Origin of the sequence: Amycolatopsis coloradensis (assembly GCF_037997115.1) — a bacterium.
GTDB classification, from domain to species: domain Bacteria; phylum Actinomycetota; class Actinomycetes; order Mycobacteriales; family Pseudonocardiaceae; genus Amycolatopsis; species Amycolatopsis coloradensis_A.
On sequence record NZ_CP150484.1, the window covers coordinates 6362649 to 6385085 of the forward strand.

General features: G+C 69.3%; 24 protein-coding genes. 11 read left to right on the forward strand and 13 right to left on the reverse strand.

All coding sequences use genetic code 11. The annotated features are described in order from the left end of the window. Positions 1 to 118 precede the first annotated feature (118 nt). Positions 119 to 502: a nuclear transport factor 2 family protein gene (locus LCL61_RS29770; RefSeq protein WP_340682828.1), complete on the forward strand. Its 384-nt coding sequence runs from the start codon at positions 119 to 121 to the stop codon at positions 500 to 502. Positions 503 to 1081: 579 nt separating this feature from the next. Here LCL61_RS29770 and LCL61_RS29775 read toward each other — a convergent pair. Next, positions 1082 to 1738, reverse strand: a complete 657-nt coding sequence (locus LCL61_RS29775; RefSeq protein WP_340682829.1) for a DNA alkylation repair protein — start codon at positions 1736 to 1738, stop codon at positions 1082 to 1084. A gap of 227 nt (positions 1739 to 1965) precedes the next feature. Between LCL61_RS29775 and LCL61_RS29780 the strand changes: the two genes are divergently transcribed. Continuing rightward, positions 1966 to 2367, forward strand: coding sequence for an STAS domain-containing protein (locus LCL61_RS29780; protein WP_340682830.1), 402 nt, complete (start codon positions 1966 to 1968; stop codon positions 2365 to 2367). 22 nt (positions 2368 to 2389) lie between these two features. Continuing rightward, entirely contained in the window at positions 2390 to 3634 is a 1245-nt protein-coding gene (locus LCL61_RS29785; protein WP_340682831.1) for a helix-turn-helix domain-containing protein, read from the forward strand. 27 nt (positions 3635 to 3661) lie between these two features. Here LCL61_RS29785 and LCL61_RS29790 read toward each other — a convergent pair whose 3' ends face one another. Both LCL61_RS29790 and LCL61_RS29795 read right to left on the reverse strand, forming a co-directional pair. After that, a complete protein-coding gene (locus LCL61_RS29790) occupies positions 3662 to 3955 on the reverse strand; it encodes an STAS domain-containing protein (protein ID WP_340682832.1) in 294 nt (97 codons plus the stop codon). 144 nt (positions 3956 to 4099) lie between these two features. After that, a complete protein-coding gene (locus tag LCL61_RS29795; protein WP_340682833.1) occupies positions 4100 to 4291 on the reverse strand; it encodes a DUF2795 domain-containing protein in 192 nt (63 codons plus the stop codon). 118 nt (positions 4292 to 4409) lie between these two features. Here LCL61_RS29795 and LCL61_RS29800 point away from each other — a divergent pair, with 118 nt between their 5' ends. After that, positions 4410 to 5348 carry a universal stress protein gene (locus LCL61_RS29800; RefSeq protein WP_340682834.1) on the forward strand — a complete coding sequence of 313 codons (939 nt, stop codon included), beginning with the start codon at positions 4410 to 4412 and terminating at the stop codon, positions 5346 to 5348. Between the two features lie 10 nt (positions 5349 to 5358). Here LCL61_RS29800 and LCL61_RS29805 read toward each other — a convergent pair whose 3' ends face one another. Continuing rightward, the gene (locus LCL61_RS29805) at positions 5359 to 5718 is read right to left on the reverse strand and encodes a hypothetical protein (RefSeq protein ID WP_340682835.1); all 360 of its coding nucleotides are present in this window, start codon (positions 5716 to 5718) and stop codon (positions 5359 to 5361) included. A gap of 70 nt (positions 5719 to 5788) precedes the next feature. Here LCL61_RS29805 and LCL61_RS29810 point away from each other — a divergent pair, with 70 nt between their 5' ends. Beyond that, positions 5789 to 6877 (forward strand): glutamate--cysteine ligase, encoded by a 1089-nt coding sequence (locus LCL61_RS29810; RefSeq protein ID WP_340682836.1) that lies wholly within the window; start codon positions 5789 to 5791, stop codon positions 6875 to 6877. Between the two features lie 49 nt (positions 6878 to 6926). On the opposite strand, the gene LCL61_RS29815 is transcribed toward LCL61_RS29810, so the two are convergent. The 4 genes from LCL61_RS29815 to LCL61_RS29830 all read right to left on the reverse strand — a co-directional run bounded on the left by LCL61_RS29815 (position 6927) and on the right by LCL61_RS29830 (position 11761). Further along, on the reverse strand, positions 6927 to 7373 hold the full coding sequence (locus tag LCL61_RS29815) for a DUF6098 family protein (RefSeq protein WP_340682837.1): 447 nt from the start codon (positions 7371 to 7373) through the stop codon (positions 6927 to 6929). A 151-nt stretch (positions 7374 to 7524) separates the two neighbouring features. Continuing rightward, on the reverse strand, positions 7525 to 8448 hold the full coding sequence (locus tag LCL61_RS29820; protein WP_340682838.1) for an alpha/beta hydrolase: 924 nt from the start codon (positions 8446 to 8448) through the stop codon (positions 7525 to 7527). Beyond that, a complete protein-coding gene (locus LCL61_RS29825; RefSeq protein WP_340682839.1) occupies positions 8435 to 10459 on the reverse strand; it encodes a CocE/NonD family hydrolase in 2025 nt (674 codons plus the stop codon). Before LCL61_RS29825 ends, LCL61_RS29820 begins: the two co-directional genes overlap by 14 nt. A gap of 3 nt (positions 10460 to 10462) precedes the next feature. Continuing rightward, positions 10463 to 11761, reverse strand: coding sequence for an ATP-grasp domain-containing protein (locus LCL61_RS29830; protein ID WP_340682840.1), 1299 nt, complete (start codon positions 11759 to 11761; stop codon positions 10463 to 10465). A 74-nt stretch (positions 11762 to 11835) separates the two neighbouring features. Between LCL61_RS29830 and LCL61_RS29835 the strand changes: the two genes are divergently transcribed. The 3 genes from LCL61_RS29835 to LCL61_RS29845 are packed head-to-tail and all read left to right on the forward strand — an operon-like array spanning position 11836 to position 15475. Next, the gene (locus LCL61_RS29835) at positions 11836 to 13350 is read left to right on the forward strand and encodes an FAD-dependent oxidoreductase (protein ID WP_340682841.1); all 1515 of its coding nucleotides are present in this window, start codon (positions 11836 to 11838) and stop codon (positions 13348 to 13350) included. Continuing rightward, complete coding sequence (locus tag LCL61_RS29840; protein WP_340682842.1) at positions 13350 to 14447, forward strand: glutamate--cysteine ligase; 1098 nt, start codon at positions 13350 to 13352, stop codon at positions 14445 to 14447. The genes LCL61_RS29835 and LCL61_RS29840 overlap by 1 nt, the downstream gene beginning before the upstream one ends. Before the next feature lie 17 nt (positions 14448 to 14464). Continuing rightward, a complete protein-coding gene (locus tag LCL61_RS29845) occupies positions 14465 to 15475 on the forward strand; it encodes an iron-containing redox enzyme family protein (RefSeq protein ID WP_340682843.1) in 1011 nt (336 codons plus the stop codon). On the opposite strand, the gene LCL61_RS29850 is transcribed toward LCL61_RS29845, so the two are convergent. Together LCL61_RS29850 and LCL61_RS29855 are read right to left on the reverse strand one after the other, a co-directional pair. Further along, positions 15443 to 15658 (reverse strand): CDGSH iron-sulfur domain-containing protein, encoded by a 216-nt coding sequence (locus tag LCL61_RS29850; protein ID WP_034322975.1) that lies wholly within the window; start codon positions 15656 to 15658, stop codon positions 15443 to 15445. The genes LCL61_RS29845 and LCL61_RS29850 overlap by 33 nt on opposite strands. Continuing rightward, positions 15642 to 16334, reverse strand: coding sequence for a methyltransferase (locus LCL61_RS29855; RefSeq protein WP_340682844.1), 693 nt, complete (start codon positions 16332 to 16334; stop codon positions 15642 to 15644). Before LCL61_RS29855 ends, LCL61_RS29850 begins: the two co-directional genes overlap by 17 nt. 355 nt (positions 16335 to 16689) lie before the next feature. Here LCL61_RS29855 and LCL61_RS29860 point away from each other — a divergent pair, with 355 nt between their 5' ends. Genes LCL61_RS29860 through LCL61_RS29870 form a run of 3 tightly spaced genes read left to right on the forward strand, consistent with a single transcriptional unit; the run spans position 16690 to position 19365 of the window. Continuing rightward, positions 16690 to 17121, forward strand: a complete 432-nt coding sequence (locus tag LCL61_RS29860; RefSeq protein ID WP_340682845.1) for a DUF4383 domain-containing protein — start codon at positions 16690 to 16692, stop codon at positions 17119 to 17121. A gap of 28 nt (positions 17122 to 17149) precedes the next feature. Continuing rightward, on the forward strand, positions 17150 to 18115 hold the full coding sequence (locus LCL61_RS29865) for a glycosyltransferase (protein WP_340682846.1): 966 nt from the start codon (positions 17150 to 17152) through the stop codon (positions 18113 to 18115). Positions 18116 to 18144: 29 nt separating this feature from the next. Continuing rightward, positions 18145 to 19365 (forward strand): glycosyltransferase, encoded by a 1221-nt coding sequence (locus LCL61_RS29870; protein ID WP_340682847.1) that lies wholly within the window; start codon positions 18145 to 18147, stop codon positions 19363 to 19365. A 412-nt stretch (positions 19366 to 19777) separates the two neighbouring features. Here LCL61_RS29870 and LCL61_RS29875 read toward each other — a convergent pair whose 3' ends face one another. From LCL61_RS29875 to LCL61_RS29885, 3 genes are read right to left on the reverse strand one after another with little or no spacing between them, the layout of a single operon-like run. Further along, positions 19778 to 20671: a glycosyltransferase family 2 protein gene (locus tag LCL61_RS29875; RefSeq protein ID WP_340682848.1), complete on the reverse strand. Its 894-nt coding sequence runs from the start codon at positions 20669 to 20671 to the stop codon at positions 19778 to 19780. A gap of 1 nt (position 20672) precedes the next feature. Continuing rightward, positions 20673 to 21545 (reverse strand): glycosyltransferase family 2 protein, encoded by an 873-nt coding sequence (locus tag LCL61_RS29880; RefSeq protein WP_340682849.1) that lies wholly within the window; start codon positions 21543 to 21545, stop codon positions 20673 to 20675. Further along, positions 21542 to 22429 carry a polysaccharide pyruvyl transferase family protein gene (locus LCL61_RS29885; RefSeq protein ID WP_340682850.1) on the reverse strand — a complete coding sequence of 296 codons (888 nt, stop codon included), beginning with the start codon at positions 22427 to 22429 and terminating at the stop codon, positions 21542 to 21544. Before LCL61_RS29885 ends, LCL61_RS29880 begins: the two co-directional genes overlap by 4 nt. Between the last annotated feature and the right edge of the window lie 8 nt (positions 22430 to 22437).

Sequence of the window (22437 nt, forward strand, 5' to 3'; positions counted from 1 at the left end):
GATGATAGTGCCACGCGGATTAGTCGCAAAGTTGATTATTCACCTTGATGGACAGTGGCGCGATGATCGCCTACGCTCGGCGGCATCTACTCAACAAGTTGACTATGAGGAGATCGCCATGCCCACGTTCCGTGAAGCAGTCGAAGCGAAGGACGCCGCCGCGCTCGAGGCATTGCTCGCCGACGACGTGGTCTTCACCAGTCCGGTGGCGTTCAAGCCCTACCAGGGGAAGGCGATCACCGCGGCGATCCTGCGCGGCGTGCTGCGCGTGTTCGAGGACTTCCGCTACGTCCGCGAGATCCACGACGGCGCGCACCATGTTTACGAGTTCGAAGCGACGGTCGACGGGTTGAAGATCAACGGCTGCGACCTCCTGACCTTCGGCGCCGACGGCAAGATCACCGACTTCAAGGTGATGGTCCGGCCGCTGCGCGCGGCCGAGGCGCTCGCGGCACGGATGGGCGCCCAGTTCGAGGCCATCAAGGCGGACGCGCTCGGCTGAGGCTTCCCGTACTTGAGCCAAGAGCGGCGATCACGCGCGGGTTCTGCCGTCGCACCGCCCAGCCACCACTTCTCAACTGTCCGCAAAGGACACTTTCGCGCTATGAGCGCCCGATTGGAGTACTTTGCGGGGATAGCGGCGGGGTCGCGAGTGATAAAGAGGGTCAGAACGCAATGCCACGTAGCTTAAGTTGATCTTGGGCGGGGTTGACAGGTGGGGTGAAGGCTCCCTTCGCTGCGCCTGATGCGACGAAGAGGCACCTTCGGTCCCGGTCGCGGGTCGGGTTGGTCGGGAAATCGCCCATCTGGGCATCAATCAGACATTGAGTCAGCGAAAGGTGTCCTTAGTGGACACTCAGTGGCGTAGTCGGCTCCTGTCGGCCAGGGCAACCGAGCGCTTGACCTGCGGCGACCCTCACCGCTTACGATCAAGACCGCCATCCAAGATCAACTTAAGCTAGGTGGCAAGAGGGTTAGAACGATCTTTACCGCTCACGACCCCGCACACATTCGCCTGAATCGCCCAGATTGCACACTTCGCCTCGAACGTGCGTCCCTTGTGGAGGTCAAGAGAACCGCGTCACGACTGCCGTCGCACCATCTCGGCTATCCAGACGGGAGCGAACGGCGAGGTGCAGTTCGGCGGGGTCGGATAGTCCTTGAGCACTTCGAGGCGCTCCCCGATGCCGATCGCCCGGGCACGATGCTCCGCGTGCTCGATCCCGATCTGCGCCAGGCAGTGGTTCATCGCCCACTGCAGGCGATCCGGCGCGGTCTTCATCTCCGCTTCGATGACGTCGAGCAGCCCGGTGAGGTCGAGGCCCTCGGGCTTCTTCGCCACGCGTTCGGTCGTCAGGGCCCAGCCGGCGCTCGCGACCACGGGGTCCGGATCGGCCGACCACGTCAGGCGCAGCTCTTCGGCGTGCGGGCTCTTCTTGACCACATAGTTCACGAGCCAGTCGTGCACCTTCGGGGTACGCGCCTCACGCACCATGCGGTCCAGCTCGTCGCGGTCGAACGCCTTCGGGCGGCAGATCAGGAGCGCGAGCAGTTTCGCCGCCGTGTCGTCCGTTTCCCACAGCTCGCGCGCGAGCTCCTGCTGGGTTTTCAGCCGCTTCGCGAGCGCACGCAGCTTGCCGAGGTTCACCCCGTGGTCGTCGCCGTGCTTCTCGTTCACCTGCCGTGCGCGCGGGTCCTCGAGCGCGGCCAGTTCGGCCATCACTTCGGCTGTCGTCATCTCGGCCTCCCGACGTTCAGCCTACGAGGCGTGCCGGGTGGAGGAGCCGGCCGGGAACGGGGAAGCCGCTCGTGACGGCCTGCCGGGCACCGCTCACCCGGCGTACCGAGTCACGGGGCTGCTACGGTTGACCCGTCGCGGTTCAGACACCAGCCGCCGGATCCCTTCTTCCGGGTTCGGCCTGTCCACCGGACAGCGGCCGGCCCCCGTACCGGCAAGGAGTCAACTTGACCGACTACCGCGCTCCCGCTTCTTATCCAGCACCTTCGACGCGGAGATTCGTTTCCTCACTCGACATTTCGATCACCGCTTCCGCCGATGACACGGTGGTCACCGTATCCGGTGAGATCGACCTCGGTGTCTCGGACGACCTGCGACGGGCGCTGGACGAGGAACTCCGATTCCAGCCGTCGGCGCTGATCGCCGATCTGTCCGCGGTCAGCTTCTGCGATTCGTCCGGCTTCACCGTTCTCGTCCAGATCCGGGCGAAGGCCGAGGAAGCAGGCATCCCGTTCATCATGGTCACCCAGGAACGGGCCTTGCTGCGTCCGATGGCGCTGCTCGGCCTCGACGCCGTCTTCACCGTGCACCCGACCCTCGATTCGGCACGGAACATGCTCACTCGCTGACCGGCTGCCATGATGGGCGGTTGTGACGAGTGACAAGGGTTCGGGCTTCCGTATCGGCGGCCGTCCACTGGCGGAACGGCTGACCGAAGTCCTGCCATCGCTCGCGAAGACGGTGCTGGCCGAGATCGTCTCCCGGATCCCGGAGTACGGCCTGCTCCCCGCCGAGGAACTCAGCGGCGACATCACGCAGGTGATCGAGCAGAACCTGCGCTCGTTCATCGACACTCTGCGCACCGGGTCCACACCGGCGCGCGAGGAGCTCGACTTCCTCCGCGAGTCGGCGGCCCGGCGCGCGGAGGAAGGCATCCCGCTCGACGTCGTGCTCACCGCGTACCACATCGGCATCCAGGTGGTCTGGGCGTCACTGACGCCGGACGCGCGTCCGGAGGAGGTCGCCGACGTCCTGGCCGTCAACGCGCTGACCCTGCGTTACCTGGAGGTGGTCACGCCCGCGGTCGGCGCCGGGTACCTCGATGAGCGACAGACGATGTTCGACGACGAGCGGTCGGCGCGGCACACCGTGCTTTCCGCGCTGCTCGACGGCGAACCCGCGGAGGTCGCGGCGGGACAGGCCGGACTGCGGCTGCCGCCGTGCTACCTCGTCCTCGCGGCGTCGGTCGGGGCGCATCCGGACGAGGAGATCGACGGGGTCGACCCGCTGGTCGCCGGGCGACGAAAGCTCCGGCGGCTGCGGGTCGAACTCGAGCGCCAGATCCGGGGCACCGTCCTGACCTCGCTCACTCCCGAAGGCGGCATCGCCTTGCTATCGCACGAAACCCCGGCCGGCGAACTGTCCACTCGCGACTGGGCCCGGCTGGAGCGTGTCCTCGTCGACGTCGCCAGGACGGCGGGTGCCGAGGTCACCGCCGGGGTGGCCGCCGCTAAACCGTCCGAGGTGCCCGACGCGGCGAAGCTCGCGCAGGACGTGCTCGCGGTCGCCATCGGAGCCGGTCGGCCGCCGGGCCTGTACCGCCTCGACGACGTCCTGCTCGAATACCAGCTTTCCCGTCCCGGACCCGCACTCGACCGGCTGGCCTCCAGGCTGGCGCCGCTCGACGGCAACGAGGAGCTCCTGCTGACGCTGGAGACCTTCCTCCGCCGGGGAGGGCGACGGCAGACCGCCGCGGCCCTGCACGTCCACCCCAACACGGTCGATTACCGGCTGCGCCGGATCGCAGACCTCACCGGGCTGGATCCCACGAGGCTCGAACACGTCGCCCTGGTGAGCGCGGCGCTCGCCGCTCGCGCGACCCGAGGCCGTTCTTGAGCCTCTTGTGACACGTCACCAACGGCCCTACAAAACGTGAAGGTCCTCGCTGTCGCGGAGGTCGAGCAGCCGACGGGCGGAACGGCACTCACCAGGGAAGATGAAGAGGAGCGTGTGCGTTTCCTCGGCGAGCAAATGCGCTCGTTCGAGCACCCGCATGCCGGTCGTGCCGAAGAACTCGAGCTCGGACAGGTTGAGGATCACCTTGGTACCGCAGCCGTTGAGCCGCTGGCTCAGCATGTCCCACAGCCTCGGCGCGGTGCCGAGATCGACCTCGCCGTTCGCCTTGACCACGGCGGTTCCCCTGGTCGGCCTGCTCACGTGGAGCCGGAGACGTCCCCGACATTCCTCGAGCGCCCGCGGAGCGCGGGAGGCTGAGACTGCGCGCTTGCGGTCAAGCGCACGGGGCGTCGACAGGAAAGTCATATATGGAAGTACCCAGGCGCGTCACGAGGTGAAACCGGCCTACCCCTTCGCGATCTCCTTGTTCACGCCGCTCGGGCCTTCGTACTCCCGGTCGGGAAGCTTCCGCAGCAGGTCGAGCGTCCGGGCGTCGGCGCCGTTGCCCTCGGCGGCCCGGACGAGATCGTCCCTGCCCGCCGGGTAGTCGACGCCCGAGAGGCACTTCTGGATTTCGATCGGATTCGCGTCGCTCACGGTTTCTCCTCGTTTCCGATGGATTGTCCACTCTGCGTACCCGGCGAGCGACCGGGGAAACCCCGCGCTTGAAGGCCGGGGAAAGCGGGTATCACCAGCGCGTCGGAGGTGATGTTCCATGTCCGCTGCACAGACTGGCACCGGGCCGGTCGTGACCGGTTTCGACGGGTCACCCGAAGCACGCCGCGCCGTCCGCTGGGCGGTCGCCGAGGCGAAGACCCGCGGCCTCGGCCTGGTCCTCGCGTACTGCACCCATGACCGGCTTCCCCCACCCGGCTCGGACCCTGTCGCGACGCCGCTGAACGAAGCGCTTCCCCAGGCCGCCGACGAAGCGGCCGAGGTGGAACCTGCCCGTCGGCAACTCGCTTCGATGGCTGAAGCCCTTAAGCGCTCCGACCCCGGCCTCGACGTCCGCACGGTCGTCCGCGGCGGCATTCCGGAGGAGGTCCTGACCTCGGTCGCGGACGAGGTGGACGCGGCGATGATCGTTCTGGGTGAATCCCACACCGGGTTGTTCACCAGGGCGGTCCTCGGCTCGACCGAATCCGCCGTGACCAAGACCGCCGGCCGTCCCGTCGTGGTGGTGCGCGGCGACGAGCCGCCGCCGGGCGGACCGGTGATCCTCGGTACCGACGGCTCTGCACAGAGCACTCAGGCGGCGGGGTTCGCGTTCGACTTCGCGGCCCGTCACGGGCTCACCGTGCACGCCGTCCACGTCGCGCGGATGCCGATCTGGGGGCCCGCGAGCGAGCCCCTGCTCGGCGGTCCGGTACTGGACCCCGCGCCCGGTCTTCCCCAGGAGGTCGCCGACGAACTCGTCGCCCGGCAGCTCGAACCGTGGCGGGAGCGCCATCCGGACGTCGCCGTGGAGATGGTCCACGGCGTCGGTCCCGCCGCGCAGGCGCTGACCGTGCAGTCCAGTGAAGCCGCGCTGCTGGTGCTCGGCCGGAGCGATCACGGCGATCTCCGGCGCCTGCTGCTGGGCTCGGTCAGTGACGACGCGTTGCACCACGCGCACTGCCCGGTGGCGGTGGTCCGCGCCCAGTCGGTCGGCTGAGCACCGAGTGTCACGAAGAGGTCAGTTCTCCGAGTGTTCGCTGCGAAACTCGCAGTTCAGCGGCCAGCAAGAGGCCGCCCGTACGAGCCTGCGCGAGCGCGTAGCCGACCTCGGAGACCTTGTCCCAAGCCTGCCGCGGCGTGTCACCCGCACCCACCTGGCCGTCCAGCAGGCTCTCTTCGAGCTGTTCCTGCAAGCCCGGCAGGACGTTGGCGAGGTCGTCGGCGAGCCGCTGTAACGCCCCGATGGTGCGGCAGAGGTCGGCGGGCGAGGCGGGCTCGTCGTCTCGCAGCCTGTTGTACAGGCGGCGCACGACCGTCCCGGCCTGTGCGGCCAGCAGGTACGGCGGCTCCTCCGACTTCGGACTCATGCCCTGAAGTACCCCGTCCACGACCTGCGAAAACAAGTTTGTGCCGAACGAGCCGGGGGTATCAGCGGCTGTGAACAAGGACGTACTCACCTTCGGAATCGAGGAAGAATTCTTCGTGGTGGACCGGGCCGGTCACCTTTCCCCGGCAGGCGGCGCCGTCGTCGACGCCGCGGACGAAGAACAGGGCGAACTCCAGCAGGAGCTCACCCGCTCCCAGGCCGAATCGGCCACCGGCATCTGCACGACCCATGACGAGGCGGAGCGACAGCTGTCGACGATGCGGGCGGAACTGGCCGAGGCCGCCGCCCGGCGGAGCTGCCGCCTGCTGCCCAGCGGCAGCGCACCGCTCGCGGAGACGGCCTTGCCCGCCATCACCCCGAATCCGCGTTACGAACGGATGTCCGAACATTTCGGGGCGACCGCCCGGACGTCACACACCTGCGGCTGTCACGTCCACATCGCCGTCCCCGACCGGGAAACCGGGATCCGGGTGATCAACCGGGTCCGGCCCTTCCTGCCCGCGCTGCTGACCTTGACCGCCAATTCCGCGATCTGCGACGGGTACGACACCGGGTACGCCAGCTGGCGGTATCAGCAGTGGAACCGCTGGCCCTCGGCAGGCTCGCCGCCGCTGTTCACCTCGCTGGACCACTACGAAAGCGTCGTCGACGCCTGGCTCCGGGCGGGCGCCATCCTCGATCGCGCGATGGTCTATTGGGACGTGCGGCTTTCCGAGAAGCAGCCGACCGTGGAGTTCCGGCTCGGCGACGTCGCGGCCACGGCCGGCGAAGCGGTCCTGTTCGGGGTGCTGATCCGCGGGCTGGTCGGCACGATCCTCGCGACGGAGGAGCACCCGCCGAATCTGTCCAACGAGGTCCTTCGGGCGCAGATCTGGCGCGCGTCCCGGGAAGGACTCTCCGGCCGCTGCCCGCATTTCCGGACCGGCGACCTCGCCCCGGCGAGCGACGTGCTCGACGAGGTCGTCACCTTCGCGGCCGGTGCCCTCGAAGAGACGGGTGACCTCGATTTCGTCCGCGACGGCTGCGCCCGGCTCACCGCCGAAGGCAGCGGGGCGGACCGGCAACGGGCCCGGTTCGAGAAGCGGCAACGCGCGGAGGACGTCGTGGACCTGCTGGCGGTCCGCCCCGAACTCGCGTGATTGGAGGCGGAACTCACGAGTTACGGCTGTACGCACGCGAGTTACGGCGTCAGGTCCGGCCCAGTTCCGGCGGGCGGCGCAAGGGGCCCCAGTCCGCATCGTGCCGGGCCCTGTCCCGCAACAGATCGCGAGCTTCGCCGAGGACGGCGGTGGAGATCCGGCCGGCCGGTTCGGGATCGGTCAGCAGCGGCTCGTTGTCCGGACCGGAGCCCACGATCCGGCCCGCCAGTACCCAGGGCTTGGTCTCGCGACGGCGTTCGTGCCGGAGGTGGCAGTAGTCGTAAAGCCGCCTGGCCAGCCAGAGTTCGAGCGGCTGATCGCGCCACCATGGTTCGGGATCGAGGGGGTTCACCGAGAGTCCCGGCAGTTCCGCGCCGGTGAGTTCGTCCCGGCTCGTGCCGGGACGATGTTCGGGAGTCGGCGCCCACCGGACGTACAGGCCTTGCCGCCGCCGGACCAGCGCGGCGAGTTCCCCCAGTGACTCCAACTGCTGCATCGCACGCTCCCAAGCGAAGGATGGACACGGTGACCGGCGCGCCGGCGTCCCTGCCCCGCCGGGGTTGCCCACGCCGGTCCACCTCACGGCCTGCGGACGTACAACCTCGCTACGCCGGCCGTTGCCTTCCGGTTACCCGCTCTTCACGCGGCTACACCGATTTCACCAGAGCCCGGTCCACGAGATGCGCGATCCCCTCCAGAGCCAGCCTCGCTTCCGGGATCGAGGCCAGCATCCACGCGTGGATCATGCCCTCGTACTCGTGGTAGCTCAGCGGTACACCTTGCTCGGTGCACAACGTGTGGAGGCGCCGGGCGTCGGAAAGAAGGACGTCCTTGGTTCCGATGTAGACGGTCAGCGACCCGAGCCCCGAAAGGTCGCCGAACACCGGGCTGAGCCGGGGATCGGTACGCGGCAACTGGCCACTGTAGAGCCTGGCGGCCTCGGTGAGGCCGGTGAGCGCGAGATACGGGTCGCGCTCGTCCAGCGCGGGTTGCGCCGGATGGCTCATCGTCAGGTCCAGCCACGGCGACAACAGGACCGTCTCCTTGGGCACCGGCCTGCCTTCGTCCCGCAGCGCCTTGGTGAGAGCGAGCGCGACCCCCGCACCGGCGGAGTCCCCCATCACGATCTGCTCCTCCGGGTCGACTCCCGTGGAGAACTCGTCGTACGCGCGACGGACGAACGCGGTGGTCTCGGGGCACTGGTGCTCCGGGGCCAGCGGGTAGATCGGCACGGTGACCGAGCAGCCGGTGCGGTCGATCAGCCGTCCGAAGAACCGCCAGTGATCGTGCTGGATCTGGTGCACATAGGCACCACCGTGGAAGTACAGCACCTTCCTGCCGTCCCCGCGGCCGCGCGGCTTGATGGTGTAGCAGGGTCGTCCGTCCACTTCGGACCGGCTGACGTCGAACCGGCGCCTGATCGAGCGGATCGGCCCCCGATCTCCCTTCGCCTGGCTGCTTTCGATGCTCCGCCGGAAGCGGTCGAGGTCGGCGTAGGTGCGCTTCCGGCCAGTGAGGCGCAGCCACGCGAGCAGCGACTTCGCCGGAAGACTCAGCTTAGACTTGATCACGGGGAACCGTCCGATACCAGTTGCGGGAGAACGTCCTTCGCTCCCCTTCGTAGGCGTCGAGCTGTGCGTCGATCACGAACTCGGTGGGAGTGCAGGACACCCGGGTGCGGGTCTCGGACCTCGCTTCCCAGTCACCGCGGGCGAAGGTCATCGACCAGGCCGTCTCCGCCACCGGGGAACAGAAGTCGTCGGCCACCCACGAGTAGCGTTCGAAGACGTTCCTGGTGACGTCGAGATCGATGTCGTCGAACCGGACCTTGCCCTCGTTCTTGACGATGTCGAGCGCGGACCGGTAGTCGATCAGGTCCCGGGAGACGGTCCAGCGCTGTTCACCGGGCTCGATTTGGGTCGCGGGCAACGGTTCGGTCCCTTCAGGTTCGCCGAACGGCCGTGCCGGGACCTCGTCCGCCTCCGCCATCGGCCGCACCGGCAGCGTGAGCGCGCTCTGTCCCGTGTGGACGGTCACCATCGCCGGTTCCGGCGGCGGCCACGCCAGCGGCCAGTACGACGACGAGATCGACAGCCGGATGCGGTGCCCGGCGGGGAACGCCTGTGCGACGGCGTTGAGCTCGACGCGCACCCGGTACCGCTTGCCCGGTTCGAGCGGCTTCGGCTCGTCGTGCCCGTCCCGGTGGGTCAGGTTCAGCAGCCCGTAGGTCACGCGCGTGGCCCTGCCGTCCGGGGCGACGTCGGACAGCCGGACGGCGACCTGTGCCACCGGTTTGTCCGCGGAGACCTCCAGGTCCACCACCGGTGAGCCGAGGACTTCACACGGCTCGGTGAGTTCGTCGGTGTCGAAGACGAGCGAGCCGCCGTCCTCCTCCCGCTGGTCGTACGGAAGGTCGGGTGGAGCGCTGTAGGAAGCCCACTTCCCGGCGAACTGGCCGACCGAAAGCGGCGACTCCACCGACAGGTTCTCCACCGGGACCTCCTCGCCAGGACGGGCGATCCGGTGCCGGGCGAGCCGGTGCTCGGACGGGCGCACATGCGGCGAAGGCCAGGTCGGCTCGCCCACCCAGCGGCCGGGACGGTCCTCGTACGAAGTCGACGGCGGCACGCTGTCCTGCATCCAGGTCTGGAGCATCGGCCCGTCCATGACGCCGTTCTCGACGTCCTTCAGCCAGTGGTCCCACCAGCGGACCAGTTCCTGCAGATACCCGATGGCGGGGCCGGGCCGTCCGAGATGCGGGTACTTGTGGGACCACGGACCGATCAGCCCGCGCCGCGGCACGTCGAGATTGGCCAGCAGCCGCGAGACCGCGTTCGAGTACCCGTCCGCCCAGCCGCTGGAGGCGAGGACCGGCACCCGTACGTCGCTGTAGTTCTCGCAGACCGACGCGTGCCGCCAGTAGTCGTCCCGGCGCTGATGACTCAGCCATTCACCGGCCCAGAGACTGCAATTCTCCAGCCGTTCGTGCCACAGCTCGCGCCACCGCTCACCCGCCAACGCGGGGTCGGGCGGCAACGTGGCGTAGGCGAACATCGTGGACGCTTCGGCGACGTTGTCCGAGAGCAGGCAACCGCCCATGTAGTGCATGTCGTCGGAGTAGCGATCGTCGGTGAACGACGAGATCGCGATCGCGGTCAGGCTCGGCGGCTTGCGCGCCGCCACCTGCAGCGCGGCGAACCCGCCCCACGAGATCCCCATCATGCCGGTCCGGCCGGAGCACCACGGCTGCGCGGCGATCCACTCCAGGACGTCCTCCGCGTCGAGTTGCTCCCGTTCGAGGTACTCGTCGGTGAGAACGCCCTCCGACTCCCCCGAGCCGCGGATGTCGACGCGGACGCAGGCGTAGCCATGCCCCGCGAGGTACGGGTGGTGCACCGAGTCCCGCACCGAGGTCAGGTCGCGGTGGCGGTACGGGATGTACTCCAGGATCGCTGGGACCGGCTCACCGTCCGAAGCGACCGGCCGCCAGATCCGGGCCGACAGCCGGACGCCGTCGGAGACCGGGATCCAGACGTGGTCCTCCTCGGTGATCTCGTACGGCAGCGAAGCCACCGTCCGCATGGGCTATCCCTCCTCGAAGTCGAACCGCAGCGCCTCGACGCACCGGCGGTACTTGCTCTCCATCTCCCGTTCGGTCTGCGCCGCCACGAAGACATGCGCGAGCTCGTAGCTGTAGCTGTCCTGTTCGGGCAGGTCGGAGAGCCGGATTCCCTTTTCGGCCACCGGCTCGATCTTCACCCCGGGGATCTCCGCCTCCAGGTCCGCGATCTCGCCGCGGGTGGGCACCCGGGTGACCAGCCCGTCGCGGAAGCGGCGGTAGTACCACTTGCCCGCGATCCGGTAGTCGCCCCGGTTCCGCCGCGTCCGGGGATCCTGGCCGAGGCCCAGCTGGACCATGATCTGGTGGTTCGCCACCCCGTCGACGTATTCGAACAGCTCCGCGTGGGACTGCGAATGCCGCGGATTGATCTCCAGCAGGCAGGCCTGCCCGGATTCGGGGTGGCAGAAGAACTCGATGCTGAACGTGGCGTTGTCGAAGCCGATCTGCTCCATCACGCGGACGGAGATCTCCTTCATCCGCTCGACGGCGTCCTCGGGCAGCTGCGACGGGTACTGATGCCGCTGGAACGAGGCGGTATCGGGGTAGTTGATCGAATCGAGGACACCGTAGACCGTGACCTGTCCTTTGTAGACATAGCCTTCGGTCGCGGCCTGCACGCCGTTGAGCTCGCCTTCCGCGAGGCAGGCCGCTCCCCCGGCGTCGGCCACCTCGGCGGGGAGGTCGACCGTGGCGAGCACACGCTCGAAGGGTTTGCCGACCCGGTCGACACCCGCCCGGATCTCGGCGACCGCCTTGTCGAACTCGTCCTCGTCGGCGACGTGGAAGGCCAGCTCCGACGAGAACGACTTCACCGGCTTGAGCCACATGGGGTAGTCGACGCCCTCCGGCGGCCGGGGATCGTCCTCGTCCAGGTCGACGATGCCGAACGCCGGCACCTCGTCGATCACCTTCGACTGTTCGAGGCGGCTCCAGTACTTGTGCTCGCACTTCAGCACGGCCTCGAGCGAAACACCGGGAAGGCCGTACTTTTCGCACAACATGGCCACCATCGTCGAAGACGGGAAATCCCAGTAGCTGACGATCGCGTCGATAGAGTCGTCGAAGGTGTCCAACTGCGCCACCGCCTTCTCCACGAGTTCCACGATCGGGATCTCGCCGTGCTGGAGTTCCTCGGGCGACAGCAAGGCATGGAAGCGATACCGGTCGGCACCGGGGATTCGTCTCAGCACCTCTTCGTTGCTGTCGTCGAGGCCGATGACGAAGATGTTCTTTTCCTCTGGGGGCCTGGAGGATGTGGTCATAAGGCAGTGCTACCCGCTCCGAAGACCCGGAAAACCCTGGTTTGCCCCGGTCGTCGCCCGGGAAACCGGGCGCTATGACGGAGTTGCCCGGAACGCGTTCACTGTGGCTCGACACCGCTCCCGCTCCCGACCGCACCGGAACGCCGTTGCCGTCGGAGGTCGACGTCGCCGTGCTCGGCGGCGGTATCGCCGGACTCACGACGGCGTACCGGCTGGCCAGGGCCGGGCGGGCGGTCCTGGTGCTGGAGGCCGGCCGTCTCGCGGCGGGGGTTTCCGGCCACACCACGGCGAAGATCAGCACCCAGCACGGGCTCAAGTACGCCACGCTGGCCAAGACCAAGGGCTCCGAAGCCGCCGCGACGTACGCGTACACGCAGGCGGCCGCGTTGGACTGGATCGCCGCGGCCACGGCCGAACTCGGCATCGACTGCGGGTTCACCCGCGCCGACAGTTTCGTCTACACGACTCACCCCGGAACCGTCGAAAGCCTCGAACGTGAGGCGGAAGCGGCCGCCGAGGCCGGTCTCCCGGCCTCCTATGTCACCGACGTCGATCTCGACGTACCCGCCCTCGGCGCGGTGAAGTTCTCGTCGCAGGCGCATTTCCACCCGCGCCAATGGTTGCTCGCCCTGGCAGGCGAGATCGAGCGCGCGGGAGGGACGATCATCGAGGGTGTTCGCGCGGAAGGCGTCGACGAGCTCGGCGGCACCACGGTGCGCACCAGTTCCGGCGACGTGCGGGCGGGCGAGGTCGTGGTGACGACCCATTACCCCGTGTTCGACCGCGGCCTGTTCTTCGCCCGGCTCGACCCGGTCCGCGATCTGGTGGTCGCCGGGCCGGTCGAAGGCAACCGGCCGCCGGAAGGGATGTACCTCGACGCCGACTCTCACCACTCCGTGCGGGGCTACCTCAAGGACGGTGTCCCGTACGCGGTCGTCGGCGGCGAGCACTACCATGTCGGCGACTCCGTCGACGTCGAAAGCCGCTACGAACGGCTGGCGAGCTGGGCGAGCGAGCACGCGGCCGTGCACCGGGTCACCCACCGGTGGTCCGCTCATGACCTGTCCACTTTGGACTCTGTGCCGTACGTCGGGCGTTATCACCCGGCGAGCCGCCATCTCTGGGTCGCCACCGGGTTCGGCCAGTGGGGTATGACCGGCGGCACCGCGGCCGGGCTGCTGCTCGCGGATCTCCTCACCGGACGCGAAAACCCGTCCGCGGCTCTGTACGACCCGAACCGCTTCGACCTCCGGTCCGCGATCTCGTCCGTGGAGAACAACGCCACCGTGGCGAAGTTCCTGGTCGGCGACCATCTCAGCGCGCTGCGCAAACCCGCCTCCGTGGACGAAATCCTGCCCGGTGAGGCGAAGGTGACCCGTGACGGCGGCGAACTCGTCGCCGCCTACCGCGATCCGGGCGGCGAGCTGCACGCGGTCGGCGCTCATTGCACCCATCTGGGCTGTCTCGTCGCGTTCAACAACGCGGAGAAGACCTGGGACTGCCCTTGCCACGGTTCGCGGTTCGGTCTGGACGGGTCGGTGATCCAGGGGCCGGCCGTGCGCGCGCTGCCGAAGAAGCGGGAGCGGTGATGACCGGAATCGGTATCGAAGAGGAGTTCCTGCTGGTCGATCCCAGGACCGGGGTGAGCTGTCCCCGGGCCGAGGCGGTGCTCGAACGGCACCGGATCTGCTGTCCGCTGCCGGATGGCGCCGCGGTCCACCGCGAGCTGCGGCCGACCCAGATCGAGGCCGCCACGGGTGTCTGCGAAACCGCCGACGAGCTGTACGAGCACCTGACCGCCGGGCGCCGCACGCTCGCCGAAGCGGCCGCGGGCGAGGATTGCGCCATCATCGCCGCCGGCACTCCCCCGCGTCCCTCACCCGAGCGCGACTACGGTGCCGACGACCGGTTCGGCAAGGTCGACGCGCTGTACGCGGGCGTGGTCAAGGCGTACGAGGCCTGTGGATGTCACGTGCACGTCGGCGTGCCCGACCGGGAGACCGCGGTCGCCGTCGTCAACCACCTGGGTGAATGGCTGCCCACGTTGCTGGCGCTGTCGGGCAACTCGCCCTTCGAGGACGGCCGCGACACCGGTTACGAGAGCTGGCGGATGGTCGAGCAGAGCCGGTTCCCCGGTTCCGGCGTCGCGCCGTACTTCGTGGACGCCGCCGCCTACGAGGAGCAGGTCGGACGGCTGGTGGACTGCGGTGTCCTGGTGGACGAGAGCCAGACCTTCTGGCTCGCGAGGCCGTCCGCGCGGTGGCCGACGGTCGAGGTCCGCGCCGCCGACACCGCGTCCACCGTGGACGAGGCCGTCTTGCAGGGGCTGCTGACCCGGGCGCTGGTGCGCACCGCTCTCACCGAGCTGGACCACGGGGTGGAGGCCGCGCCGCTGGATCCGCAGATCGCCGCCGCCGCGGTGTGGGCGGCCGCGCGTCATGGTCTTTCAGGGCCGGCCGTCGACCCGGTGGCGGGTAAGCCGGTCCCCGTGGGCGACCGGGTCGCCGCGCTGCTGGCGCATACCAAGCAGGCGCTGGAGGACACCGGCGACGCGGAACTCGTCCGTACCCTGCTCGGGCAACTGGAGCGGGAGGGCACGGGCGCCGAACGGCAGCGCCGGGCCGCCGCCGACGGAGAGGTCGCGGTCTTGCGGATGCTCACCGAAGAGACGGTTCCGCACGCCTAGATCGGGTACTCCCGGGCATGACGACGATCGACCGTGAGGTGGCCGCGAGGCTGCCCGAGATCCGCGGCCCGCTCTCGGCCGCCGTGGTGGACACCCTGGCGGGTGGACGCCGTGACGACTTCGACCTCGAGGCGGCGACCGCCGCCGACCCGTTCGGCGAGGACCTGCAATTGGCCCTGCACGTCTGCTACGAGCTGCACTATCAGGGCTTCGACGGTGTCGACTCCGAATGGGAATGGGACTCCCGCCTGCTGGGCTTCCGGTCCGTTCTGGAGCACGCGTTCCTCGACGGGCTCCGCGCCGCCGTACCCGGCGGAGACGACGTCGGCGGGCTGCTGGACGAGGTGCTCGTCGAACCGGTCGACGGCGGCGGCGTTTCGCACTTCCTGCGTGACGAGGGCGAATGGTGGCACGTCGAGGAGTACTTCGCGCATCGGTCGATCTACCACCTCAAAGAGGCGGACCCCCACGCCTGGGTGATTCCCCGGCTGCGGGGCAGGGCCAAGGCGGCGCTGGTCGCGGTGGAGTTCGACGAGTTCGGCGGCGGGCGGGCCGAGCAGGCGCATTCCCGCCTGTTCGCGGATCTGCTGACCGCGGCGGGCCTGTCCTCCGGGTACCTCGCCTACCTCGACCACGTCCCGGCCCAGATGCTCGCGACGGTGAACATGATGTCGCTGTTCGGCCTGCACCGAAGCCTGCGCGGTGCGCTCGTCGGGCACTTCGCCGCCGCCGAGATCACCACCGCGCCCGCCGCCAGGCGCATGGACCAGGCGCTCGAACGCCTCGGCGGGCCCGCCGAATGCCGGTACTTCTACACCGAGCACATCGAGGCCGACGCGGTGCACGAACAGGTGCTGCGGCACGACGTCGTCGGCGACCTGCTCGACCGGGCACCGGAACTGGCGGCGGACATCGCGCTCGGCATCCAGGCCACCGATCTCCTGGAGGGCCGGCTGACCAGGCACCTGCTCGACACATGGTCAGCCGGGGAGAGCTCACTCCTGAGGCCGCTGCACCCCTTGCCGTGAACGGCGGCGGTGGCTGGTGTCGCAGAACGGGTAGCGTTTGCTGCGGCGGCAGGCGCAGAGGGCGACCACAAAGCGATCCGAGGTCACGGTCTCGCCGTCTTCGGTGACGATCTCGACCGGCCCCTCCACCAGGAGGGGCCCGCCGGGTTCGATCCGGACCCTGGTCTCACGGCCGGTCGGCACGGATCACCACCAGTTCCTCGTGCCGCTGCTCGGCGCCGATCAGGCCCGCCGCTTCGAGGAAGGCCGCCCGTGCCCGCATGACGGGCCCGAAGGGGATCGACCGGGTGGCGACCACCGAAGGCGTCATTCCCGCCGCCCGCAGCTGCTCCAGCGACTTGTCGGGTCCGGCGACCGCGGAATGGACCATCATCAGGTAACCGCCCGGCGCCACCAGGGACGACGCCCCGGCGCACACCTGGTCGAGCACGATCCGGCCGTCCGGCCCGGCGTCCCACGCCCGCGCGGCCCCGGCCGCGGGCACCGGAGACGGGACATACGGCGGGTTCGCCAGCACGACGTCGAACGGCCCACCGCGCGCCGCTTCGGCCAGGCCGCCCCGACGCGGCCGGACCGGGAGCCGGCGCAGCCGCGCATTGACCCAGACCGCGGCCAGCGCCCGCCGGGAGATGTCCACCGCGGTCACGGACCCCGCGCCGTGCGCCGCGGCCGCCAGCGCGAGAGCGCCGGTCCCGGTACAGAGGTCGAGAACTCTCGCCCCGGCGGGCATTCCTGACGTGCTCAACGCGCTCGCCAGCATCCAGGTGTCGTGTTGCGGGCGGTACACCCCCGGGGGTCGCAGCAGCCGTGGCCGCGCCGGGGCAAGTGGAATCGCTGCTGCGTTGGAGATCGCGGTCATGTCCCCTCCGGGTTCGCCGATGTTGCTCCCGGCTACCCCGGACGTACGGTGCCAAACGTCCACAATGGCCTGCGACGCGAGGGTTGGACGCGCTCGGAACGGGGTAGCCGCAGGTAAAGGACCGAAGGAGGCCCCGATGGAGAAAAAGGCCGACACCGGCGAGAAACGGGACGAGGAAGAACGCGAGGAGGTCCGAGGGGAGCAGGGCACGTCATCCGGTGATCCCCACGACGACACCGACCCGCAATCCGGCTGAGCCGGTGCGGAACTCCCCCGGCTCGCCCGGCCCGGGGGAGTTTCACGGCGTCTCCACGGGGTACCCGGCGGGTCTTCTGGCGAAACGGAGGCGTTTCCGATGAATCTGCGTACGACAGGCTTTCTTCTGCGACCGGCGGTGCTGATCATCGCACTGGTCCATCTCGTCTTGGGGGTGCTCGGCTTCTTCTTCCTTCCCGAAGCGAACCAGGCGGGCGAGAACACACTGTGGATCTTCAGCGCGACCGGGATGCTGGACGTCATCCGCACCGTACTCGGCGTGCTCGGCCTGGTCGCGGTGCTCAAGCCGTCCGCGATCCCGGCCTACTGCTGGCTGGCTTTCGTGGCCTTCGCGGGTTTGACCGCGTTCGGGGTGCTCTCGGCGGGCACCGACACGTCCGGTGACGCCGTCAACTTCAGCTGGGCCGACAACACCCTCCACGCGCTGACCTCGCTCGCGGCACTCGCGGTGGGCATCGCCGCCACGCGTGTTTCCCAGCGCAAGCAAAGTAAGGCAAGGGAAAACGTTTAGTCCGTCCACAACCGGCAACCTGGCGGGTATGACGAAAAAGGCCCCGCTCCGGATCCTCCTGTGGCACGTCCACGGGTCCTGGACCCAATCCTTCGTGCAGGGCGGCCATCGTTACCACCTGCCGCTGCTCGCCGAGGGCGGGCCTTGGGGACGCGGCCTCAGCGGCCGTGACTGGCCCTCCGCCGAGGAGATCCCGGTCGACGAGCTGAAAGACCTCGACGTCGATGTCGTCGTTCTCCAGCGGCCCGAGGAGATCCAGCTGGCGGCGCGGTGGCTGCGCCGCCGCCCCGGCAAGGATGTGCCCGCCGTCTACGTCGAGCACAACACGCCCCGGGAACACGCGGCCACCACCCGGCACCCACTGGCCGAGCGGGACGACATCCCGCTGGTCCACGTGACCCACTTCAACGAACTGATGTGGGACTCCGGTCTCGCACCCACGGTGGTCGTCCCGCACGGGATCCCCGACCCGGGTGAGCGCTACACCGGGGAACTCCCCCACGGCGCGGCCCTGATCAACGAACCGGCGAGGCGTGGGCGGATCACCGGAACCGATCTGCTGCCCGCTTTCGCGGAGATCGCGCCGGTCGACGTGTACGGGATCGGCAGCGAAGATCTCGAAGGCCGTCACCCCGCGCTCCGTCCAGGCGGCGACCTGCGCAGCCGCGAACTGCACGCCGAGGTCGCCCGGCGCCGCGTCTACCTGCACACCGCCCGGTGGACGTCGCTGGGGCTCTCGTTGCTCGAAGCGATGCACCTCGGCATGCCGGTCGTCGCACTGGCGACCACCGAAGCCGTTCTCGCGGTCCCGCCCGACGCAGGCGCCGTCTCGACGGATGTCGAAGTGCTGGCGAGGGCCTACCGCGAATTGATCCATGAACCAGATTTCGCCGCACTGGCAGGGAAATCCGCGCGCGAGTTCGCGTTGAGCCACTACGGGCTCGACGCGTTCCTCGAACGCTGGGACGCCCTGCTGACCGAGGTGACCGCTTGACCACGCCGACCGCGGCGGGAAGGAGCCCGATGAGGATCGCGATGGTTTCCGAACACGCCAGCCCGCTCGCCGCGCTCGGCGGAGCCGACGCCGGGGGCCAGAACGTCCACGTCGCCGAACTCTCCGCCGCGCTGAGCAGGCAGGGCCACGACGTCACCGTCTACACGCGCCGTGAGAACCGGCGTGTCGCCGCGACGGTCGAGACGCCGGACGGCTACCGCGTCGTCCACGTCCCGGCGGGCCCGGCGAGGAAGCTGCCGAAGGACGAACTGCTGCCGCATATGGGAGAGTTCGGCCGGGTGCTGCGCTCCCGCTGGGCCAAGGACCGGCCGGACGTCGTCCACGCGCATTTCTGGATGTCCGGCCTGGCTTCGATTCTCGCGGCGAAGGATCTCGGTATCCCGGTGACCCAGACCTTTCACGCGCTGGGCGTGGTGAAACGGCGCTATCAAGGCAAAAAGGACACGAGCCCGCCCGACCGGAGCCGGCTCGAACGGATGATCGCCAAACAGGCCGACCGGGTGATCGCGACCTGCTCGGACGAGGTCTTCGAACTCGTGCGGTTGGGCCTGCCGCGCTCACGCGCCTCGGTCGTCCCCTGTGGAGTGGACTTGACCGAGTTCACCCCGGACGGCGAGTGCGCTCCCCGCACGGCTAGGCAGCGGATCGTCAGCGTCGGCAGGCTGGTGCCGCGCAAGGGTTTCGACCTCGCCATCGCCGCGCTGCCCTCGCTCCCGGACACGGAACTGGTCATCGCGGGCGGCCCGGACTCAGGCGCGCTCGCCGAGGCTCCGGAAGTGCGGCGGCTCCAGGCGATCGCCGATCGGGCCGGCGTCGCCGACCGCGTGCACATGCCGGGGCTGGTGTCCCGCGAGAACATGCCCGCGCTCCTGCGTTCCGCCGACGCGGTGGTCTGCACACCTTGGTACGAACCGTTCGGCATCGTGCCGCTGGAGGCGATGGCTTGCGGTGTCCCGGTCGTGGCGACCGCCGTCGGCGGGCTGACCGACACCGTCGTCGACGGCGTCACGGGCCTGCTGGTCCCGCCTCGCAGCCCGAAGGACTTGGCGGGAGCGTTGCGACGGCTCCTCGGTGACTCTTCGGCGCGCGAGTCGTTCGGGATCGCCGGGACCGACCGGGTGCGGGCACGGTACTCGTGGGACCGGGTGGCCGCGGACACCTTGCGCGCTTATGGGCGCGTTGTGAGCGAGGAGACGGAAGTGGCGGCGGCTGCCGCTTCGCCTTCCTGACCCGCTGCAGGTGGGTCGCGTGCGGCGCGCATGTCCCGAAAGTGGCTTTCGCGGCAGGGCTCACCATCGCTGGTGGCGCGAAAGCCACTTTCGCAACACACCTGTCACGCTAAGTCACTCAGCAGGTCATTTGCGGTGCGCTGAGTCATTCTCATCTGTGATCAGTGCCGAATGCGCGCCCTCGAGCCTGGGCGCGGCACTCATGTCGCGACCCCCGCCAACGGTGCGGAAGCCGCTTTCACAACACTGACGGAGAGGTTCTCCGCCGATTCGAAGAGGAACGTCCCCGNTGATGTGGAGGGGATCGACTTCGTCACCCGGTTCTTCGCGCCGGGCGTCGGCATCGACGAAGACCGGGTCGATCTCAGCCGCGGCCGAGATCGACACCGCAACACCGGCGAAGCGAACCGGCTCACCCCACATACCGTCGCGCGACCGAGTTCCGCTGCGACTCCTCCAGCAGCACCAGCCCGCGCTCCACTCCGGCCGGAACCACCGCCCGCTCCCGCAGCACCCAAGGGATCCCCCGCACCGCTTCCGCCACCGCCGCGAACGTGGCCCGGTCGAAGGGCGCAGAACGCAGCACCGCGGCCATCCGGCGCACGATGCTGCCGAGCGGACGCCGCAGCCACAGCGTCCACAGCGTGTTCCGGATGCCGAGCTGCCGTCGCCGCCGCGGATCGCGGACGGCCGAGGGGGCGTGGTGGATCACCATCTCCTCGTCCCAGCACATCCACCAGCCCTTGGCCGCGAGGTCGAGGGCGAACAGCTCTTCCTCTCCCCCGAGCCACATGCGGTCGGAGAAGCCGCCGACGTCGTGGAAGGCGCGGACGCGGACGGCCGAGAGGCCCGCCATGACGCCCAGCAGCGCGGGCCCGGGCAGCCAGCCCGGGCCGGGGACCGGGGAGTGTCGCAGTTCCGGGGTGATCGGGTCCTCGGTCAGCGCCGGCTCCACCAGGCACCGCCCGGTCACCACACCGAGTCCGGGGTAGGCATCGAGGTGCTCGACGGCGCGCCGCAGAGACCCCGGCTGCCACCGGGTGTCGTCGTCGCAGAACGCGATATACGGCGTCTCCACCTCGCGGACGGCGAGATTGCGCGCGACGGCGCCGAGGTTCCGCGGCGAGCGGATCACCCGGATCGACGGGAACCGTTCTTCGACGGCGTCCGCCGAGCCGTCGCCGGAAGCGTTGTCCACCACCACGATCGGCGCCGCGTCGGGCAGCGCGGTCATCGAGTCGAGGGTCCCCAGCAGTTGCGCGCGCCGGTTGTGCGTGATCACCACGACCGTGATCCGGTCCGTCATTTCATCCTCCATGGGCGTGTTCCAGAACGCGGATGCGGCGCTCCACCGAAGCGGGCAGCCGTTGCCGGTCGGCGAGCGCGCGGGGCAGCCGCCGGAGCACTCCGGCGAGCGCGCCGAGCACGTGTGGTTCCCGGAGAACCCTGGCCAGCGCACGAAATCCTTCGGCTAGACATCGGCGCACGGGCCGTCTCATCACCGTGATCAGCATCCGGTTGCGGAGTTCTGCGCGCTCACGCCACGACGGCGACGGCCGCATCGGCGACGGGTGGTGATGCGCCCGCACGTCCTCCGCGTAGCAGAGCCACCAGCCGCGCGCCGCCAGGTCGTAGGACAGCAGCCGCTCCTCGGCACCGAAATGCAGCAGCGGATGGAAACCCGCGGCCTGCAGATAGGCGGTCCGCCGGACGACCGCGGAGCAGGCGAGGAACCCGAGCACGGCCGGTCCGGGAAGCCCATCAGGTCTGCCAAGGGGGCTGGCGGCCATCAGCGAGACGACCGGGTCCTCCCGTTCTTCCTCCCCTACCAGGGTTTTCGCGGCGACGAGGCCGACGTCGTCGTGAGCGTCGAGGATGCGCTCGGCCTCGGCGAGCGCATCCTCGGCCCACCAGGAATCGTCGTCACTGAAGGCGACATAAGGCGTCCGCGCCACGGCGACCCCGAGATTCCGCGCGGACACGCCGATGTTGCGCGGCAACCGGACGACGCGCACGCCCGGGAACGCGGCGGCCATGGCCGCGGTACCGTCGGAGGAGCCGTTGTCCACCACCACGATCGGCGGAGGCGGCCGCAACGCCGTGAGCCGCCGCAACGTCCGTTCCAGTTCCGGCGCCCGATCGCGGGTGGCGATCACCACCGTCGTCGCGGCCGCGCTCATCGCACCGGCCGGGTCTTGAGCGCCTTCACCATGTCCCGCACGAGCCCGTCGTCACCGGGCAGCGCGCGCAACGCGGCGACCGCCCGGCCCTGCACCGAGGAGCACCAGCGCCACCAGGAGTCGAGCACGTCCCGGTTGCCCGCCTCCTCGGCCGGGACGAGGGCGGGCCAGCCGAGCGCGTCGGCCTGTGCGGTGACCTTGCCACCGCCCTCGACCGGGTCGATGGCCAGAGCGGGCACTCCCGCCTGAAGACTCAGCACCAGCCCGTGCAGCCGCGTCGTGACCACGACGTCCAGATGCGACAGGATCGACGTGAACTGGTCCGGTGTCTCACAGCGTTCCCATTCCGACGCCGCCAGCCGCGTGTCGAGCGGCACTCGAGCGCAGTCGACCCCGGCGATCCAGTCCTTCACCGAGGCGTGCACCGCCGTATGGCGGCCGGAGTCGCCGTACTCCCGTTGTTCCGGCGCAAGGATCACCCCCGTCACCAGCACCGTGTCGGTCGGCACGCCGAGGGAGAGATCCGGTGTGCCGACCCCGTCGTGGTCCCGCGCGAAGATCTGATCGAAACCCGTGACCGTGTCGTCCTCCGGATCGATCACCGAGACCCCGACGGCGATCCGATGACAATGGGCGAACCTGCGGTGCACTTCGCGTACCTGCCTGCCGTGCGCGGGCCCGCAGACGAACACCACGTGGCTGTACCGTGCCGGATCCACCTCTTCGTAGTTCACGTCGCCCGGCCGGTACACCGGGCTCCACGCCAGGTCGTGCGGGAGCCCCATGGTCGACAACGCTTCGTCGACCCTGCGCATACTGAGAACGTCTCCTGCCGTCGCCTCGCCGTGCCGGAAGCTCGCCCAGCCGATCACCAATGCACGCATATCCGATG

Excerpts from the sequence above, each read along its gene's own strand:
- LCL61_RS29830 (WP_340682840.1), bottom strand. The coding sequence starts at position 11,761 with ATGACCACATCCTCCAGGCCCCCAGAGGAAAAGAACATCTTCGTCATC.
- LCL61_RS29770 (WP_340682828.1), top strand. The coding sequence starts at position 119 with ATGCCCACGTTCCGTGAAGCAGTCGAAGCGAAGGACGCCGCCGCGCTC.
- LCL61_RS29875 (WP_340682848.1), bottom strand. The coding sequence starts at position 20,671 with ATGACGGACCGGATCACGGTCGTGGTGATCACGCACAACCGGCGCGCG.
- LCL61_RS29825 (WP_340682839.1), bottom strand. The coding sequence starts at position 10,459 with ATGCGGACGGTGGCTTCGCTGCCGTACGAGATCACCGAGGAGGACCAC.
- LCL61_RS29845 (WP_340682843.1), top strand. The coding sequence starts at position 14,465 with ATGACGACGATCGACCGTGAGGTGGCCGCGAGGCTGCCCGAGATCCGC.
- LCL61_RS29835 (WP_340682841.1), top strand. The coding sequence starts at position 11,836 with ATGACGGAGTTGCCCGGAACGCGTTCACTGTGGCTCGACACCGCTCCC.
- LCL61_RS29805 (WP_340682835.1), bottom strand. The coding sequence starts at position 5,718 with ATGAGTCCGAAGTCGGAGGAGCCGCCGTACCTGCTGGCCGCACAGGCC.
- LCL61_RS29800 (WP_340682834.1), top strand. The coding sequence starts at position 4,410 with ATGTCCGCTGCACAGACTGGCACCGGGCCGGTCGTGACCGGTTTCGAC.
- LCL61_RS29885 (WP_340682850.1), bottom strand. The coding sequence starts at position 22,429 with ATGCGTGCATTGGTGATCGGCTGGGCGAGCTTCCGGCACGGCGAGGCG.
- LCL61_RS29870 (WP_340682847.1), top strand. The coding sequence starts at position 18,145 with ATGAGGATCGCGATGGTTTCCGAACACGCCAGCCCGCTCGCCGCGCTC.
- LCL61_RS29865 (WP_340682846.1), top strand. The coding sequence starts at position 17,150 with ATGACGAAAAAGGCCCCGCTCCGGATCCTCCTGTGGCACGTCCACGGG.
- LCL61_RS29815 (WP_340682837.1), bottom strand. The coding sequence starts at position 7,373 with ATGCAGCAGTTGGAGTCACTGGGGGAACTCGCCGCGCTGGTCCGGCGG.
- LCL61_RS29855 (WP_340682844.1), bottom strand. The coding sequence starts at position 16,334 with ATGACCGCGATCTCCAACGCAGCAGCGATTCCACTTGCCCCGGCGCGG.
- LCL61_RS29860 (WP_340682845.1), top strand. The coding sequence starts at position 16,690 with ATGAATCTGCGTACGACAGGCTTTCTTCTGCGACCGGCGGTGCTGATC.
- LCL61_RS29840 (WP_340682842.1), top strand. The coding sequence starts at position 13,350 with ATGACCGGAATCGGTATCGAAGAGGAGTTCCTGCTGGTCGATCCCAGG.
- LCL61_RS29775 (WP_340682829.1), bottom strand. The coding sequence starts at position 1,738 with ATGACGACAGCCGAAGTGATGGCCGAACTGGCCGCGCTCGAGGACCCG.
- LCL61_RS29880 (WP_340682849.1), bottom strand. The coding sequence starts at position 21,545 with ATGAGCGCGGCCGCGACGACGGTGGTGATCGCCACCCGCGATCGGGCG.